The sequence below is a fragment of the Kiloniella majae genome (genome assembly GCF_002118315.1).
In the GTDB taxonomy this organism is placed as follows: Bacteria; Pseudomonadota; Alphaproteobacteria; order Kiloniellales; family Kiloniellaceae; genus Kiloniella; species Kiloniella majae.
Map to the genome: position 1 here is coordinate 72,383 of NZ_MTSZ01000007.1, position 17,245 is coordinate 89,627.

General features: G+C 47.7%; 16 protein-coding genes and 1 tRNA gene. 11 read left to right on the plus strand and 6 right to left on the minus strand.

All coding sequences use genetic code 11. The annotated features are described in order from the left end of the window. The first annotated feature begins 8 nt into the window (after window positions 1–8). On the plus strand, window positions 9–407 hold the full coding sequence (locus BKB51_RS17190; RefSeq protein ID WP_085902356.1) for an RNA-binding S4 domain-containing protein: 399 nt from the start codon (window positions 9–11) through the stop codon (window positions 405–407). 25 nt (window positions 408–432) lie between these two features. On the opposite strand, the gene BKB51_RS17195 is transcribed toward BKB51_RS17190, so the two are convergent. Then, window positions 433–1,275 carry an EamA family transporter gene (locus tag BKB51_RS17195; protein ID WP_085902357.1) on the minus strand — a complete coding sequence of 281 codons (843 nt, stop codon included), beginning with the start codon at window positions 1,273–1,275 and terminating at the stop codon, window positions 433–435. 140 nt (window positions 1,276–1,415) lie between these two features. On the opposite strand from BKB51_RS17195, the gene BKB51_RS17200 reads away from it, so the two are divergent. Then, window positions 1,416–2,339: a LysR substrate-binding domain-containing protein gene (locus BKB51_RS17200; RefSeq protein WP_085902358.1), complete on the plus strand. Its 924-nt coding sequence runs from the start codon at window positions 1,416–1,418 to the stop codon at window positions 2,337–2,339. On the opposite strand, the gene BKB51_RS17205 is transcribed toward BKB51_RS17200, so the two are convergent. Next, window positions 2,336–3,007, minus strand: coding sequence for a DUF938 domain-containing protein (locus BKB51_RS17205; protein WP_085902359.1), 672 nt, complete (start codon window positions 3,005–3,007; stop codon window positions 2,336–2,338). The genes BKB51_RS17200 and BKB51_RS17205 overlap by 4 nt on opposite strands. 186 nt (window positions 3,008–3,193) lie before the next feature. On the opposite strand from BKB51_RS17205, the gene BKB51_RS17210 reads away from it, so the two are divergent. The 5 genes from BKB51_RS17210 (at window position 3,194) to BKB51_RS17230 (ending at window position 6,688) form a co-directional block, all read left to right on the plus strand. Continuing rightward, window positions 3,194–3,658 carry a tellurite resistance TerB family protein gene (locus BKB51_RS17210; RefSeq protein ID WP_125911865.1) on the plus strand — a complete coding sequence of 155 codons (465 nt, stop codon included), beginning with the start codon at window positions 3,194–3,196 and terminating at the stop codon, window positions 3,656–3,658. A 74-nt stretch (window positions 3,659–3,732) separates the two neighbouring features. Beyond that, window positions 3,733–4,071, plus strand: coding sequence for a ferredoxin FdxA (gene fdxA / locus BKB51_RS17215; RefSeq protein ID WP_085902360.1), 339 nt, complete (start codon window positions 3,733–3,735; stop codon window positions 4,069–4,071). Window positions 4,072–4,540: 469 nt separating this feature from the next. After that, window positions 4,541–5,038, plus strand: a complete 498-nt coding sequence (locus BKB51_RS17220; protein ID WP_085902361.1) for a CarD family transcriptional regulator — start codon at window positions 4,541–4,543, stop codon at window positions 5,036–5,038. A gap of 163 nt (window positions 5,039–5,201) precedes the next feature. Then, entirely contained in the window at window positions 5,202–6,002 is an 801-nt protein-coding gene (locus BKB51_RS17225) for a hypothetical protein (protein ID WP_085902362.1), read from the plus strand. Then, window positions 6,002–6,688, plus strand: a complete 687-nt coding sequence (locus BKB51_RS17230; protein ID WP_085902363.1) for a helix-turn-helix transcriptional regulator — start codon at window positions 6,002–6,004, stop codon at window positions 6,686–6,688. The genes BKB51_RS17225 and BKB51_RS17230 overlap by 1 nt, the downstream gene beginning before the upstream one ends. Here the strand turns inward: BKB51_RS17230 and BKB51_RS17235 are convergent. Genes BKB51_RS17235 through BKB51_RS17250 form a run of 4 tightly spaced genes read right to left on the minus strand, consistent with a single transcriptional unit; the run spans window position 6,685 to window position 11,480 of the window. Then, window positions 6,685–8,613 (minus strand): adenylate/guanylate cyclase domain-containing protein, encoded by a 1,929-nt coding sequence (locus tag BKB51_RS17235; RefSeq protein ID WP_085902364.1) that lies wholly within the window; start codon window positions 8,611–8,613, stop codon window positions 6,685–6,687. The genes BKB51_RS17230 and BKB51_RS17235 overlap by 4 nt on opposite strands. Window positions 8,614–8,627: 14 nt before the next feature. Beyond that, a complete protein-coding gene (locus BKB51_RS17240) occupies window positions 8,628–10,133 on the minus strand; it encodes a M48 family metalloprotease (protein ID WP_125911866.1) in 1,506 nt (501 codons plus the stop codon). A 40-nt stretch (window positions 10,134–10,173) separates the two neighbouring features. Then, complete coding sequence (locus BKB51_RS17245; RefSeq protein ID WP_085902366.1) at window positions 10,174–10,605, minus strand: rhodanese-like domain-containing protein; 432 nt, start codon at window positions 10,603–10,605, stop codon at window positions 10,174–10,176. Window positions 10,606–10,655: 50 nt separating this feature from the next. Further along, window positions 10,656–11,480, minus strand: coding sequence for a thermonuclease family protein (locus BKB51_RS17250; protein ID WP_085902367.1), 825 nt, complete (start codon window positions 11,478–11,480; stop codon window positions 10,656–10,658). A gap of 61 nt (window positions 11,481–11,541) precedes the next feature. Between BKB51_RS17250 and pip the strand changes: the two genes are divergently transcribed. From pip to BKB51_RS17270, 4 genes are all read left to right on the plus strand, one after another. Continuing rightward, window positions 11,542–12,498, plus strand: a complete 957-nt coding sequence (pip, locus tag BKB51_RS17255; RefSeq protein ID WP_085902368.1) for a prolyl aminopeptidase — start codon at window positions 11,542–11,544, stop codon at window positions 12,496–12,498. A gap of 351 nt (window positions 12,499–12,849) precedes the next feature. Next, window positions 12,850–14,937 (plus strand): CAP domain-containing protein, encoded by a 2,088-nt coding sequence (locus BKB51_RS21275; protein WP_198946785.1) that lies wholly within the window; start codon window positions 12,850–12,852, stop codon window positions 14,935–14,937. Window positions 14,938–15,305: 368 nt separating this feature from the next. Next, a tRNA-Arg gene (locus BKB51_RS17265) sits at window positions 15,306–15,382 on the plus strand. A gap of 136 nt (window positions 15,383–15,518) precedes the next feature. Beyond that, window positions 15,519–17,237 (plus strand): ShlB/FhaC/HecB family hemolysin secretion/activation protein, encoded by a 1,719-nt coding sequence (locus tag BKB51_RS17270; protein WP_085902370.1) that lies wholly within the window; start codon window positions 15,519–15,521, stop codon window positions 17,235–17,237. Window positions 17,238–17,245 lie beyond the last annotated feature (8 nt).

Below are 17,245 nucleotides of genomic sequence, written 5' to 3' on the forward strand. Positions count from 1 at the left end.
GTTCTGCGATGGCTGGTGATGAAAAGGCAAGTCTTCGCATTGATAAGTGGCTTTGGTACGCCCGCTTTTTTAAAACACGCTCAATCGCCAGTACAGTTTGTAATGGTGGTCGGGTGCGTGTTGGTGGCAAGGCAGTTGGTAAAGCCAGCCAGCTGGTTAAGCTGGATGACGTCCTGACCTTTACGCAGGGTACAAACATCCGTGTCGTTAAAATTCTGGCTCTGGGAAGCCGCCGAGGGCCAGCACCCGAAGCACGCGAATTGTATGAAGACCTTGCACCCGTAGACACTCAAAAATCCCGTACGACAAATTCTGTTGGTGATACCGCTATACGGGATATGGGTGCTGGGCGACCGACCAAAAAAGACCGTCGCGATATAGACAAGCTTCGCCAAGGTGATGGGTAAAATTGGGTTTTCCACTTATACCCTTTTAGAACCGGGTAAGGAGAATGCCTGTTCCTATAGAAAAAGCTGCTAGCCACCTGATAATCCCGGCTTTTTCTTTGAGCAGGAATACGGCAATAAACATGGCAAAAAGCACACTGCTTTCTCTCAGTCCAGAGACCAAAGCAATCGGGGCTTTTGTCATTGCCCAGATGGCAATCCAGTAAGATCCCAGAGAAAGAGCGCCTGCAACAAAGCCACTCTTCCATTCCGGGAGGGTCTTTATAATGGCTCCTCTACCTCTAAGGACCACCGAGGACAGTAACATAATCAAGCTGTCTCCGGCGAATAACCATAGGGTGAAGCTTGATGCATTAAAGGATAAGCGGGCCCCTATTCCATCCACCAATGTATAGGCGGCGGTAAAAGAGGCGGTGCAAAAAGCAAATATCAGCGCTTTTTTTGAAAGCGGAGGTGTGTCTGGCCCTTTGCTTAAGGCCATGGCCATGATCCCCAGACCAATAGAGACAATGCCAAGAGCATTGGTAAGCGAAAGCACTTCACCTAGGTATAGGGCGCTAATAACAGATACAATTAACGGAGCAGTGCCACGAGCGAGCGGATATATCTGACTTAAGTCCCCTAAAGCATAGGCTTTGATTAGGAAAAATTTGTACCCGACATGTAACAAGATAGAGGCGAACAACCATGGCCAGGCATCGCTGGCAATGGTTGGGAAGAAAGGAATCAACGCGAAAGAGATCGCGCCTTGAAACAGTGAAAGTAATAGAATAGCGGAAAAGCGATCCAATCCGATCTTGATAACGGCATTCCATCCAGCGTGCATAAACGCGCCAGCCATTATGGCAAGAAAGATGGTTGTATCCATTTGGGAAGCTGCTTTCTATGTGTTGTTTGTGAGTTCACAGAGAGGATTTTTTCTCACTATTGAAAATGAAGGTTGATTAAATCTTTTGATTTACAAAGAATAAATCGATCATTTCTCTGATCTATGTGAGAAAAACTATTATGAATAGATCATCGTTACCGCCTTTAAATGCGATCCGGGCTTTTGAAGTAACTGCGCGAAAAGGGCGTATGGTTGATGCGGCCCAGGAATTAAATGTTACTTATGGAGCAATCAGTAAGCAGATCCGTCATCTGGAAGATGTTATGGGGGTCCGTTTGTTTGAGGGGCCCCGCAACAAATTGCAGCTTACAGAGGCCGGGGTGAAGCTACAGCCGCAACTGACAGCGATTTTTGATCAACTTGAAGCAAGTATTTCAAGTGTGGTCGATAGTGAAGAGGGCGTCTTGGATGTTGCCTGTATCGGCACTTTTATGATGAGGTGGCTCTTGCCCCGATTACATCGTTTTTCAGCGCACTACCCAAAAATTGAAGTTCGATTAAGCACGACATCGGTGACGCCTAATCTTGCGAATGCGGCATGTGATTTGGCGATTGTTGTTGGGGAAAACAACTGGCCGTCAAATGTTGATGCGACGCCTTTGTTTGCTGAGTTAGTGGGGCCTGTCATGACGCCAGAGCTCGACGCGCGATTTTCTGTTTTTGAGACGGGGAGCCTTACGGAAAGAGAAGAGGTTCCTTTGTTGCATAGCTTAACCCGAAAATCAGCCTGGCAGGACTGGTCCAAGGCCACAGATATTTCTGTGCCGGACACTGACAAGGGGACTGAACTGGAACATATTTACTTTATGCTAGAAGCAGCCATGGGCGGGCTGGGGGCGGCTATTGCGCCTTGGGCTCTGGTTAGCGAAGACATTCGTGCTGGAAGGTTGGTTGCGCCGTTTGGGTTTGTGCCCAACGGTCAAGTTTATACTGTTATTTCTCGCGATGCGCAGAGGAAGAAGAACAGGGCATTCTTGTCCTGGATTAAAAGTGAAGCGATGTCTTCACCGCTTTGGAGTGATCTGGGAGATGTTAAGCCTTAAATTTTGTCAGCTTTTTTAAATTGTAGGAAAAGGTTATTCGCAGGCATGGGGTGAATTTTGTGGAGAACTAATCCATGATCTGCGGCAAGTTTCTTTACATCATCCAGCTGTCGAATGCCCCAAGATGAATTCCGTTCTTTTAGCCAGTTATCAAACTCAAGATTAGAAGGTGCAGTTTCTACGTCACTTTGAAAGAAAGGCCCGTAAATAAATAACAGCCCCTTTGGGGATAAAAGCTTTGATGCCCCTTGGATCAATCCAATTGCCACTTCCCAAGGGGCGATGTGAATCATATTGGCACAGGTAATGATGTCAGTTTTGCTGTGAAGTTGAGACAGCTTTTTTTCTTCAAGTCCCCAGTTCTTGTGCGTAACGTCTACATGAACAGGGGGCGAAATGTTCTGGGCCGCAGACGCCTGAATATGTGCTTGGATACTAGAGAAGAGATCTCTGTCATATTCGCTGGTTTGCCATGTTATTGTTGGCAGGCGAGATCCGATCCAGGCCGCATGTTCACCGGTTCCACTGGCGACTTCTAACAATTGCCCTGTTGCGGACAGATTATCTTTCAAGACTTCATAGATTGCCTGTCGATTGCGCTCTGTTGCCGGGGCATAACGTCTGGCATCGGGAGAAGGAGAAGATGATTCTGGTTTTTGAGATGGCATGCTATGAGGTCGATGAAAGTTGTTTACGGGCTGAAGTGACACTAGATTATAGATATGTGTAATAGTTTCTGTCTTCAAGATATTGAAGCGCTAAGGTTTTAGATCTTTAATATTTGACCTTTTTGGCAGAACTCATTACGGGATTTTGTTGTTTTACCGGGTTTTATAATGCTTGAGGAAAGTTGATTGTTTGGTCGTATAAAAGAATTGCTGAGTGAAATTACCCAAAAGCCACAAGGGGCCTTGGTTAGCCACAGTGATAAAAAAGTTGCTGCAGCTGCTTTGATGGTAGAGGCCGCGGGAATGGATGATGATTTTGGGTCTGAAGAACGGGAAAAGATTATCGAGCTTATTCAAAGCCGATTGGGCCTGAGTGCTGAAGACGGCGCAGAATTGCTCTCTCTTGCGGAAGAGGAAGCTGGTAGTTCCAGCCAGCTTTTTGCTTTTACGCGGGTTATCAATGACAGCCATAGCCCGGAAGAGCGTTCTGAGTTCATGGAAATGATGTGGGAGGTTGTCTATGCTGATGGAGAGTTGCATCATTACGAAGCGAATTTGATGCGGCGAATTGCCGGATTGCTCTATGTTTCTGATCGCGATAACGGTGATGCTCGTAAAAAAGCTCTTGCTCGTTTGGGCTTGAAAGGGTAAGGCCCTTTTCATAAACCCAAATGGGAACACAGGAGAAGCCTGTGGTTGGTCAGGAGCCAAGTGGAGATTAGACGATGACATATGTCGTCCTGGAAAATTGCATTAAATGCAAATATATGGACTGCGTTGAAGTTTGCCCCGTGGATTGTTTCTACGAAGGGGAAAACATGCTCGTCATTCATCCGGATGAATGTATTGATTGCGGTGTTTGCGAGCCTGAATGTCCTGCGGAAGCGATTTTGCCTGATACTGATCCTGCTTCAGAGGCTGTAATGGACCTCAATAAGAAGTGGGCGGATATTTGGCCAAATATCACGCGTATGGGTGAAAAGCCTGCTGATGCAGACGAATGGAATGGCGTGGCTAACAAGTTGCAAGATCATTTCAGTGACAAGCCAGGCGATACTGGCTGATTGGATGCGTGAGCACCTGTGACAGGGGTGCTCAACGGATTGTTCAATCATTTCAATTTTGGGGCTAACTTGGTCTTCAAAAATCTAGGCTTGGTAAAGCCATCAGGAACTCTCTTAAATTCGAAATTTCAGACTTGTCTAACTATGCTTTAATCGCGTAGCTGGCATGTGCTATGCGAATATTGAAATTTTACTGTAATTCCTGTATAACATATCTGTGACGGATGGATTGCTGGTACGGTGTTGGGACAGGATTTTCCTGCATCTTTAGTAAGTTTCACTTAAACAACTAACTTCTTCCCCTGCCAATTTTTACAAAAAATTGAGTGGGGAAATTGCGTCCATGCGTTTTTGGTGTGTTTTCATCTGCATTTTTTGCAGGCCAAGGGATAGCGAAAACTGAAAACATACCTATATGAATGTAGGGTCTGGATGAATTCAGGCTGTCAAAACGGAGAGATGAGATCTAATGGGTAAACAAGCAGAATATAGTGCCGGTGATTACGTGGTCTACCCAACCCATGGTGTTGGACGCGTACAGGGTATCGAAACCCAAGAGATTTCTGGCGTTACGCTTGAATTGCTTATTGTGACTTTTGAACAAGATAGAATGACATTGCGTGTGCCTTTGGTACGTGCAGAAAGTTCTGGCCTGCGTAAATTGTCCAGCCGCAAACTCATGGAAGACGCCCTTACAACTCTTAAGGGGCGTTCGCGCGCAAAGCGGACAATGTGGAGCCGTCGTGCTCAGGAATACGAAGCGAAGATTAATTCCGGTGATCCGGTTTCTATTGCAGAAGTTGTGCGTGACCTGCACCGTGGACCAGAACAACCAGAGCAATCCTTCAGTGAGCGCCAGATGTATCAGGCTGCTCTGGAGCGCTTGGCCCGTGAATTTGCTGCGGTTGAAGATATCGATGAAGATTCGGCAGCAGTAAAACTAGAAGAAATGCTTGCAGCAGCCTAGTTTTACGGAGAACATGTAAAACGCGGTTCCGTTAACGCGGAGCCGCGTTTGTATCTTCTTCGTCTTTAATCGTCCGTTTATCGGGCAATCAGGCGAGAATATGGCGCTTTTCTTTTAAGCACTCCTTCTCGCTATAGCTGTAACAGGGGTACCGTCCTTATCCATGGGCGATGTGCAAAAATTTGCAATCCTGACTGCCACACACCGTATTTGGGCTGTTAGCGCCATTCACGGTGAGGTCGACCCGTTGCGAAATATCCATGCAGCCCTTGAGCCCCGACTAAAGCGTGGTGATCGCGTTATTTATCTTGGCAATTTTATGGGGCATGGCGCCAAGGTAAGCGAAACCCTGGATGAGCTTATTTCTTTCCGTCGTTTCTTCCTTGCCAGATATCAAAACTTCTCCCGTGATATTGTTTATTTAAGAGGTTCTCAGGAAGAGATGTGGCAAAAGCTGCTCCAGCTGCAATTTGCGACAGATCCAAGAGGTGTTCTCCAGTGGATGCTCGATCAGGGTGTTGGAGCATCACTTCAAGCCTATGGCTTTAATCCGCAAGAAGGTTTCCGGGAAGCCGCAGCAGGAGCCATGCAGTTAACGCGCTGGACCAACAAGGTGCGTCGGGCCATGCAGGAAAAACCGGGTCACTATCAGGTCCTGGGCCAGCTAAAGCGTGCTGCCTATCCTGATAATGGAACGACACTCTTTGTGAACGCAGGGATCAATCCCAGTCGACCTTTGGAAACTCAAAAAGATAGTTTTTGGTGGGCAAACAAAGGCTTTCAGCAGGTGAAGGGGAATTTTGGTCCCTTTACGCGCCTGTTTAGAGGATATGATCCTGAGCAGGCCGGACCTAAGTATGACGAACACGCCGTTACTCTTGATGGCGGTTGTGGGTTTGGTGGCAAGCTGATTGCTGCTTGCATAGGTCTCGATGGTCAGGTTCTCGAGGTGCTGGAAAGCTAATGCGACGGGCTGACCGCTTATTTCGTCTGGTTCAAATTTTACGTCGCGGCCGTTTGATTACGGCGGATAAACTTGCTGAAGAATTAGAAGTCTCCACGCGTACTGTCTATCGTGATATTAAAGATTTAATTGGCTCTGGTGTCCCTGTCGAGGGAGAGGCTGGCGTTGGCTATCTACTTTATGAAGGTTACGATCTGCCACCTTTGATGTTTGATGCGGAAGAACTTGAAGCACTTACCTTTGGTATGGCAATGGTACAGGCTTGGGCCGATCCGAAGCTGGCGCTGGCTGCGACAGATGTTCTCCAGAAAATTGAGAGCGTTTTACCCGATCTTTTACGCCCGAGACTGGCTAAGCCTAGTTTGGCTGCCCATGGGGATGCCTTGCCAGAGCCTATTGTTATTGATGTTGGTGATCTGCGGCATGCTATCCGGAACCAGAACAAGGTGCTGATTAATTATAGAGATGCCAAGGGCGATAAAAGTCAGCGTACGCTCTGGCCACTGGGATTACAGCTTTATCGTGCGATATGGATGCTGGGGGCCTGGTGTGAATTACGGGAAGGTTTTCGAGTGTTTCGCCTTGACCGCATAGAGCAGATGTTTGTTCTGGAAGAGGTCTTCCCTCATGAAAGAGGGAAGACGCATGATGATTTCCTCAAGCAGCTGGACGAGAAAAGCTCTTAAACCTCGGGGTTCTTTAATTCATAGGCTTCGGTTTCAGTTTCCCTCCCGCGTAGAGCAAAAAATCCCTTTGGCGTGGTTTCCATCTTGGAATCATTTTTGATGTAGTTCCATGTTGTGGCAGAGATCAGTGTTTTTGCGGTTTCTGAACTTTTAGTTAGAACATCTTTTGCAAGGCTTTCCAGACGTTGCGCTGTGTTTACCGTGTCGCCGATCAAGGTGTAGTTAACACGGCCTTTGGCTCCGATGTTTCCGGCAACGGCAAGACCGCTATGAATACCAATTCGAATGTTGATAGCGGGCAGTCCCATTTCTTTTCTACGGTTATTATCTTCTTGTAGAGCTTTCTCAATACGCAAGGCTGCATTACATGCATGTTTGGCGTGATCATCCATTTGTGTCGGTGCACCCCAGAATGCCATTACTGAATCGCCAATGTATTTGTCGATTGTGCCGCCTTCTTGCTCAATAATCGCACCCAACAAATCAAAGTGGTGATTGAGTAGGCTGGCAAGTTCTGTGGCAGGCATGGATTCACTCAAAGGCGTAAAACTGACGATGTCTGTAAACATGACAGAAATTTCGCGCTCTTCTGAAATAATGCCTTCACCATTGGTTTCCATAAGCTGTTTTACCAGCTTTTTGGGAACATAGTTCTCGAACCATTTTAGGCCGCCCAGCATTGAATTATACGCGGTTGCAGCCGTATCAAGTTCCCTGAACATGCTTCCGGGCAGTCGCTGGGTATGAACAAGATCCAGTTGACCAACCTGTTGTGAGGTCTCAGCAAGGCGTTGGAGGGGGATGGCGATAAACTTGCCAGAGAAAAATATGATCACGACTGTAATCAAAGCAATAACCAAGGCTGCGATCCCAGTGAGATAGAGACGCTCGTAATACCCTTCCAGTTCACCTTCCATAAAATAGATGCCGAGGGTTAAATCTTCAAACCCATAGCCAGAGAAGCTGGTGTGCAGGAATGAAAGCTCACCAGCAAAAGAGTCAACGGCATGGCCCTTGATATCGCCATTTCCAAGTATCTCTGTGAAATCATACAGAGGCTTATTCCAGATACGTCGGAGATTTCCGTCGATGACTTGATTCAGCGTCGGGAGAGGGTTTTCTGCAGATAGGCCCGAACGGCTCATATCGATTAGAGACGGATGAGCTAGGACTTTGTTTCGATCAAGAAGTAGATAGGTATGGTTGCCGGTCTCTTCATCCAATTTGTTGAAGTAGTCTGAAAGAGAACTGATAGAGATAATTGCCCCGATAGCACCGATATATTGATCGCCTTGATATACGGGGTGAAAAACAGAAATATGGGGCTCTTTAAATTCTTCAATCCAGACAACACCGCCCCAATAAACACCTTCTGTTTTGCCGATGTCCTGCAACAAAGCTGCAAAGCGATATTCGTTGTCCCCCTTTTCATTTCTACTAACAAAAGATGTTTCATCCGTCCAACCTGCGCGAACGGATGACCCATCCTTTTTCATTAATATCATACCGCTTACCTGGGGGGTTGCGGCCAAAGCACCTTTGATGGTTTGGGTGATCGATTGTTCATCATCAGGGTCTAGTAACCCTTGCTCAACCAAATCAGACATATAGACGACCTGACTTGCTGCGGCGTTCAGGTTGTTGTCCAGGTGAGAACGAATGGAGCCGAAAGTCACCTCTGTGACTTCCCGAGTTAGAGCAAAGGTATTGTCACGGGCAGTATCAAAAGAAAGCCATATGACGATGGCGAGGGCGATCATGGTCATGCTGCCAAAGCCAAAGGATAGGGCCATGGCAATTGAGGGGCGCCAATGTTTCTTTATATCGCAGTCCACTCGAGGTGAGATTTCGTCTGGCTTAGGAGAAACTCCGTTTGGCCCGGGAGAAATTTCATTTGTAACGTGTTTGTTTGTAATATCTACCAAATTTAAGGTCCTGATTACTCGGTTACGAGTTTGATTTTCTGCCCGCGCACAAGCTTACTGTTTTTTGTCAAGCCATTGAGAACGAGTAACCGTTCCAGTTTAAAGTCTGCAAAGGGCATCTTTTGGGCGAGATTGGTCAGGGTATCGCCTGAGCGGATGGTGTGGATTTTGATACGATAGGGCTTTAGCTTGGCAGCTTCTGCGTTTGAAAGCTTTTTGAACGAGTATGTTGTCCGTCTGAAATCTTCTGAGAAGCGGTTTGTTTGGCCAGGATCTGTGATGAAGGTAAAGCGGTATACTTTGTTTCCGGCATAACGAATGGCAATTAATCTGAAGTCTCTTTTGCCATTCCTGGTGTTGATTTGTGTGCTGCCTGTTGCGGCTTCCATACCATTGATTGTGATTTTCTCTACACCTTTTAGGCTAATCTTTTTCGCCCAGACATTTGTCAGGTAACTTTTCAGACTGCCGCTTACTTCCCCTTTTGCGCCATCGAAAATGATTAGTGAATCCTCGGGGCCGACAGCAGCCACTTTTGTTTTGCTGTTGATCAGGCGAAAGTTTTTGGGGGCGGTAAAGGTAAGTTTGAGTTCCGGGTGAGAGAACCTTTGTCCACGAATATATCCTTGGGAGGGATCGTCTCCGTAGAGCATACCATCAATTTTCTTGAGATAGACATCCCGCCCAATAATTGGATTATTAACGGTCTTTGTCCCAGCCTGTTGAATTGCGCGTTGAATACGATCCGCTGTTCTGGGGTGGGTTTGCATGATGTTGAACTGGTCTGCGCGACCGGGATCACCCGCAATCTCAGCATCCAAGCGGCTACTGGCCTGTAGTTGGCTTAAAAAGTCACCCATGCCATTGGGGTCAAATCCCCCACGAGAAAGATAGCGCACGCCGAGAAGATCTGCCTCGAATTCCTGATCGCGAGAGAAGCTTTTAACGGCAACAGCACCTGCCGTGCCAACGGCCTGCGCGGCCTGTCCGCTACCAGTCAAAATGCCAACACCTGCGGCTAAAATGTTTGCGGTTAAGGTTGAGCCATAGCGTTCGGCTGAATGCTTTGCGGTGACATGGCCGATTTCATGGGCGATCACGCCGGCCACTTCTGCTTCGTCGTTGGCCAGGGCAAGAAGCCCGCGGGTGGTGTAAACGTACCCGCCAGGCAGGGCGAAGGCATTGACGACAGGGCTGTCCAGAAGGGTAAAGGTGAACTTTTGGTTTGGTGTCTCAGATGTCTTGGCGAGGAAGTTTCCAAGGCTGTTGATGTAGTTCGTCAACGCGGGATCTTCGTCATAGGTCCCGCCAAACTCTTTGATTATTTTCACATGCTCAGTTGCTCCAACCTTCTGCTCCTGCGCAGGGGTTAATCCGCCATTAAAAAAGGTGCGTCCTGTTGCTTCTGAAGTCGAGCATCCAGAAAGCAAGGGCCCACTGGAAATAAGGGCGAGAGCCAGAAGGGGGGTCTTGAAACGAGAAAGAGTTGCCATCGTCATGAGTTCGCGCTGTTTGTTCAAATTGTACCGTTAATTCCTTTATGAGGAATTTATAAAGGAATTATGTCTTTTCTTCGACTTCTAATCCACATTCTTTCCAGGCCGCAAAGCCGCCTTTCATATGGCTGACCTTTGGTATCCCCATGTCTTGCAGGGTTTTTGCTGCAAGTGCTGATCGCCATCCTGATGCGCAATGCAAAATAAACTGATGATCGGGTGAAAGAGCGGGCTTGTAGTAGGGGCTATCAGGGGCAATCCAGAACTCGAGCATACCACGGGGGCAGTGATAACTACCGGGAATGGTTCCCTCGCGCTGCAGTTCCCGAATATCCCTAATATCCAGCAGAATAACATTATCCTGTGAAAGCAGGGCTTTTATGTCATCGGGATCTTGTTCGGTTATTTCTGTTCTTGCCGCGTCCAAAAGTTTTTTCAAACTCACTTCTGTGGATGTTGTTTTCGCTACATTGGTATCGGGATTGTTATTGGGCATTTGCGTCTGATCCTAAAAAGCGATGCTATCAAAAATTACTCTGCCAAAAATTACTCTGTTGATAAGAACTCTAATTGCTCTGGCTTATAGAGTGATATCATAGGTCCGTTCTCCCAGAACAACCAGCCCCGTATTCGTACCTTTTTACCGATCATCTTCAGCAGGTCTTTACCTTTGTTGGTAAAAGAGTGGCGTTGGTTTTTCTCAAGCTTTATGGTGAAATCTTTCCGCCAGTCCTGCCCAAAGTTCAGATAGATCGTACCGCGGACTTCTGCTGTCTTCTGGATCGTGCCTTCAATAATTTGAAAGCGATCCGTTTTGGTGTTCAGATTATCTGTCTGTAAAACCTGAAAAGCTCTCAGGCGCCATAGACCCTTTTGGCTTTGCCGGGCTTGGTTTTCGATGCGGAGCATTTCTTTGAGATCAGCTGAAGTGGCAGTTGTCGTCATAACTCTGCCGTAACCTTTTTCCAGAATTTCTTTTTGTATCCAGTGGCCTTCTCTGTTTTTTACCTGTGCCAATAATCGGTCGTTTCGGTCTAGACTCAAACTGTTACTGTCGATGTAGACCTGATGTTGACCTGGCGTTGTTTCCAGATAGCGTGCTAGCTGCTCAACAACAGGGCACACAGTCGTCAATCGTTCACAGTCCTGTGGTGTTGGTAAAAGCAGGCCAGCCAGTTTTATGGTCGTGCCATCAGCAAGTCTTAGGTGGTGAGCTGATGTAATTGCTGTGACCTTAACTCGTTTGTCAAAGGTTGGCTCGAAAGAGAGTGATGTTTCTTGCGCTGCTACCAATCCGCCGAATGAAAGCCCGCTGTAAACGAGCAGGGGAAGTAAAAATAATCGACTGATGAAAGCTTTTAATTCAGGCATAATCTCGTCATAGTAGGAGAGTAATTATTTTTCAACCTTTAATAGTATTTAGAGCGGTATTATGAACCCAAAAGATCTGTATCCTGAAATCGAATCTTATGACATGGGCTTTCTTTCTGTTGGGGATGGGCACGAGATCTATTGGGAAGTTTCTGGTAATCCAGAGGGCAAACCGGTGCTGTTTGTTCATGGTGGCCCGGGTGCCGGTACCGGGGCAGCGCATCGTCGGTTTTTTGATCCTGCGCACTATCGCATTGTCCTGTTTGATCAGCGCGGCTGTGGAAAATCCCTGCCGCTGGGGTCACTTGAAAATAATGACACACCTCATCTGATTGCCGATATGGAGCTTTTGCGCGAAAAGCTTGGTATCGAAAGCTGGGTCGTTTTTGGCGGATCATGGGGATCAACATTGTCATTGGCCTATGCACAAGCTCATCCCGAGCGTACAGATGCATTGGTCGTGCGCGGTATCTTCCTGTCCCGTCCCAAAGAGCTGGAATGGTATTTGAGTGAACAGGGTGTCGGGTCGATTTTTCCGGAAGCCTATGATGATTTTATCTCTCTGTTAAATGAAGAAGAGGGCAAGGATGTTCTTGGGTCTTATTATAAACGTCTGACAGATCCAGATCCGTCGGTTCATTTGCCCGCCGCGAAATCGTGGAGCAGTTACGAAGCCAGTTGCGTGACGCTTTTGCCCAATCCAGAGATCGTCAAAGCATCTCTGGACGATCAGCGGGCACTTCCGGTTGGTCGATTGATTGCGCATTATTTCGTTAATGGATGCTTTTTACCCGAAGATGGATTGCTGGGCGGGATTGATCGCATCAGAAATATTCCAGCGGTTATTGTTCATGGCCGTTATGACATCGTTTGTCCTGCGTCAACGGCCTATGATCTGCACAAAGCCTGGCCCGAAGCGGAGTTCAAGTTTATTGATGATGCTGGTCATTCTGCCTTTGAGCCGGGAATCGCCACGGCACTGGTTGATGCCATGAATAAATTCCGCGCCCTTGATTAAGGCCTTCCCTCGGGTTTGAGTATTTTGGTTCTCTAGCAAGCTGCGTACGTGCAGATTTCTTTTACTATGTAACCATGACGAGCTTTAAGCCGTTCGCGCCAATCGTGGCGATGAAAAGGCACGTCTGGATTAAGACACAGCCTGTTTTACTTTTTGAGCTGAAATCGCCACCTGTGAATCGCAGCTCTGCGGTGTTTCTCGCGATGTCAGTAGTAATTTAAAGGCTGAAATGTGAAGAGATAAAGGCGGCTAAATCCTGTTTAAGTCACAGATATACCTAGCTTTTCTCACAACATTTTTTTGCCGGTTCAGTCCATGGTTTGCACTCTTAAAAACCGAAAGGACAAATCTATGGCGAAACCGAGTGACCTCGAACAATATCAACTTGAACTTATAAACCGTGCCCGTCTTGACCCCGAAGCCGAAGCGGCGAGGCTGGGCATTGACCTTAATCAGGGATTGCCGCCGGGGCAGATTTCTGGCGATAGCAAACAGCCCTTGGCATTTAACGAACAGCTGATCGATTCCGGGCGTGCCCATTCTGACTGGATGCTGAATACCAATACGTTTAGCCACACAGGAAGTAATGGCAGTGATCCGGGGCAACGCATGCGCGCCGCAGGGTACAGTACCCGCAATTGGGGTGAGAACATTGCATGGCAAGGATCAACGGGTGAGATCGACAAAGCAGCAACAACCCTGAGCGAGCATGAAGGGCTGTTCAAAAGCTCTGGTCACCGCACCAATTTAATGAGCGATAATTTCACTGAAGTTGGTCTGGGTGTGCGCGAAGGTGATTTCACTGCGCGTAATGGTGTTTCTTATAACGCTTTGATGACCACACAAAATTTTTCTGATCAGGGCGGTGATAAATTCCTGACCGGTGTTGCCTATAAAGACAGTGATGGCGACGGCTTCTATTCCGTTGGTGAAGGCCGTGGCGGCATTAGTGTTAGCACAACGCCTGTTGCAGGTGGTGAGGCTAAAAATACTCAAACTTACGAAAGTGGTGGTTATCAGAAGCAACTTGCCGATGGGGATTATAACGTCCGCTTCTCTGGCGGTGATCTGTCCAAGTCTGTTGCTGTGGCTGTTGCGCTGGCGGGGGAAAATGCGAAGGTTGATCTGGTCGGCGAAGATGTTGTGCAAACATCGGTTAGCGCGACTGCGGGTGAAAACCTGATTGGCATTAATCTGTTGGGTCTTGATAACATCGATGCCACAGGAAACGAGCTGGATAATGTTCTTCAAGGCAACAAAGGCGATAATATGCTGTCTGGGGCTGCGGGGGCAGATACCCTGAACGGTGGGGCCGGTGATGATACGCTCAAAGGCGGTGAAGGTAATGACACCGCGGTATACGATGGTAATGCCAGCGATTACGAAATAACGGAAATCGAAGACGGTCACCAAATTCGCGATCTCCGTGGTAAAGAAGGTACGGACAAGCTGATCAATGTTGAAGCTGTGAAGTTCAACGACCAGACCGTTCAACTTTCCAATACTCAGCCAACACCGGAACCTACTCCCGAGCCAACGCCGGAACCAACTCCTGAGCCAACGCCGGAACCTACTCCTGAGCCGACACCGGAACCAACTCCTGAGCCGACACCGGAACCTACTCCCGAGCCAACGCCAGAACCTACTCCTGAGCCGACACCGGAACCCACTCCTGAGCCAACGCCAGAACCCACTCCCGAGCCGACGCCGCAACCAACTCCTGAGCCAACGCCAGAACCCACTCCCGAGCCGACGCCGGAACCAACTCCTGAGCCGACACCAGAACCCACTCCCGAGCCGACGCCGGAACCAACTCCTGAGCCGACACCAGAACCCACACCGGAACCCACACCAGAACCAAACCCGATTACAGGTACCCGTGGTAATGATTACCTGATGGGTGAAGATGGCAATGACACCATCACTGGTCTGCGCGGTCAGGATATCCTCTGGGGACGTGGTGGTGATGACAATCTGTCTGGTGGTAGAGGTCGTGACTTCCTCTTTGGGGATGAAGGCAATGATACGCTGGATGGCGGACGTGGCCTTGATTTGCTGATTGGCGGTGAAGGTGATGATATTCTCATCGGCGGTGATGGCACCGATTATTTGATGGGTGGCGCAGGCAAGGATACCTTTATGGTGACGTCTGACCGCGGTGTTGACCATATCTTTGATTTCAATGCTGACGAAGGCGATGTGATCAATGTTGCTGATCTCTTGGGTGATGTTGGCTACGAAGCAGGTGTTGAGGGGGATGCCCTTGAAAACTATCTGCGTGTTGATGGCAACAACCTGTTGGTCAACAATGGTGACGGCCCATCCTGTGCAGGTGCTGACAGCGGTTGGGACCGCGTTGCAACGGCTGACTTTGGCGGCCAAAGCCTGCAGGATCTGTTGGATAACAACAGCATCATCACTGAAACAGCGACAGCTTAGAGTTAATCCTAAACTTGATTGTGTGATGATCTAAAAAACATAGCGATTTCAATTTGCTTTCACTCCCTTGTTCTGATGTTGGGACGCAAAGCGGGAAGTGTAGATTGGCTACACGAGCAATGCAGTAACGCCAAGGAATGGTGAAGTGAGAAGGAAAGGCAAAGTGATATAGCTATAAGAGAACTCCCAAAGGCACCCTGTCAGTAACGTGCCTTAACTCTCGACCCCGGTAGTCCTCCAGCTGCCGGGGTTCTTTTTATGCGCGTTCCGGAATATGTGATCTGTAATTAGACATGCCTGAAAAGTAATACATGTCACTTCGTGGCCCCTTGGCAGAAAAGAAACTCTCAATTATACAGATACCCAGTGGTCCCGTAGCTCAGCAGGATAGAGCATCAGATTCCTAATCTGAGGGTCGCGCGTTCGAATCGCGCCGGGATCACCATTTATTATTACCTACACGAAAAAACAAATATTAATTTATCTAAAAGTCGAAACGATAGTTATTTATACCTATTGTCAAAATAGAAAAAACGCATTACTCGAACTTGCTCATAGGTTGTATTTTAAGAGTGTGATTCTTGGGCAGATTTCTATTATTGGTATATGGCAGCTTTATTGCGCTGATTATATCAATTGACGTATTTGCGGCGACGCCCGCTGACTTACAGATTATTCAGCAGAAACAAAGACAGATTCAGCAACAGCGTGAAAACGAGCTGCGCGAGTTGGAGCGTGAGCGTCTGCAGAGGAATCCCGGCGGCCTGGAGCTGACTCCGCTGCCTGAGAGCCTGCAAAATGAAGATCAGGCGACCTGTAGTGACATAAGCACGATAGAAGTTGAAGGTGGTGAAAGTCTGCGTTCATCTGTGATTGATATTATAAAATCATACGAAAACAAATGTTTAACTATTGTAGACATCAACAATCTACTCAAGAACATCACAAATCTTTTTGTCGAAGCGGGGTATGTGACAACCCGTGCCTATATCCCTGCACAAGATACATCTGACGGTGTTTTGACGGTCGAAATTATCGATGGAAAAATTAATCGCCTAGAAGAAGGGGGCGATTGGACTCCACGTTTCGAATTTCTTACGGCCTTTCCAAATTTACAAGGCGACATGCTGAATATCCGAGATCTTGAGCAAGGTTTGGATCAGATGAACCGGCTGCCGTCGAACAATGCCAAGCTTAAGTTGGTACCAGGTGAGAAAGTGGGCGAAACCATTGTTGTTATTGAAAATACAACTGTAAAACGTATTCGATTTTCCCCAGGCCTCAGTAACTCGGGTTCAAAAAGCACGGGTGAATTACAAGGGAAATTCAATGCGCAGGCTGATAATCTGTTTGGTATCAACGATTACTGGACAGTAGATTTCAGTAAGGCTTTTGCCCCGGATCAAGGGGCTGACAGCAAAAGTCTTTCAGGATTTTTGTCTATCCCCTATGGCTACTGGACATTGTCTTTATCCGGTGACTATTTCGAGTATGAAAGCGAGATCGAGGGGAGTTTCCAGACCTTTAACACCAGTGGTAACAGTCGAAGCTATAAGGCAGAGCTGGATCGCGTCATCCACCGGGATGCTGACAGCAAGACCTCTGTGTCTGTTTCTTTGAAGAATAAAGAAACACGAAATTTTATCGAGGATGCCCTTCTTGAAGCGTCCAGTCGTGAGTTAGCTATTTTCGGGTCACGCCTTAATCATAGCCGCCGCTTTCAGGGTGGGGTTCTGTCAGGTGATGTTCAGTATCAACGCGGGTTAAGGCTTTTTGGAGCATTAAAGGACGAACCCGGTGCTGGTGATAATCCTCGTGCCCAATTTGATAAATTTGATGCATCTCTAAATTACTACCGCCCCTTTACGCTGGCTGATCAGCAATTGAGTTGGAGTAGTAATGCAGTTGCGCAATGGAGCCCGGATACGCTTTACAGCACGGAACGAATATCAATCGGCGGGCAGTCGACTGTTCGTGGTTTTAAAGAAGGATCTGCGTCAGGTGATGTGGGTGGTTACCTGCGAAACGAACTAAGCTGGAATTTGCCGCAAACAGGGTTGAAAGTCCCGGATCATATTTTAGGCCGCGCAAGCGTCTTTGCTGCCTATGACATAGGGAAAATTCGTTCAGATAACAGTGAAATCTTTGAACACGGCACCATGCAAGGTGCTGCGGTTGGGCTGCGCCTGAATAGTGGTTTTGCCAGTGGATCACTGGTCTGGGCGCGGCCCTTGTCATCCTCCGGTTATGTGGAAAAACGCAATAACGAAGTCTATGTCGACTTCAAGGTTAATTTCTAGGTTTTTGT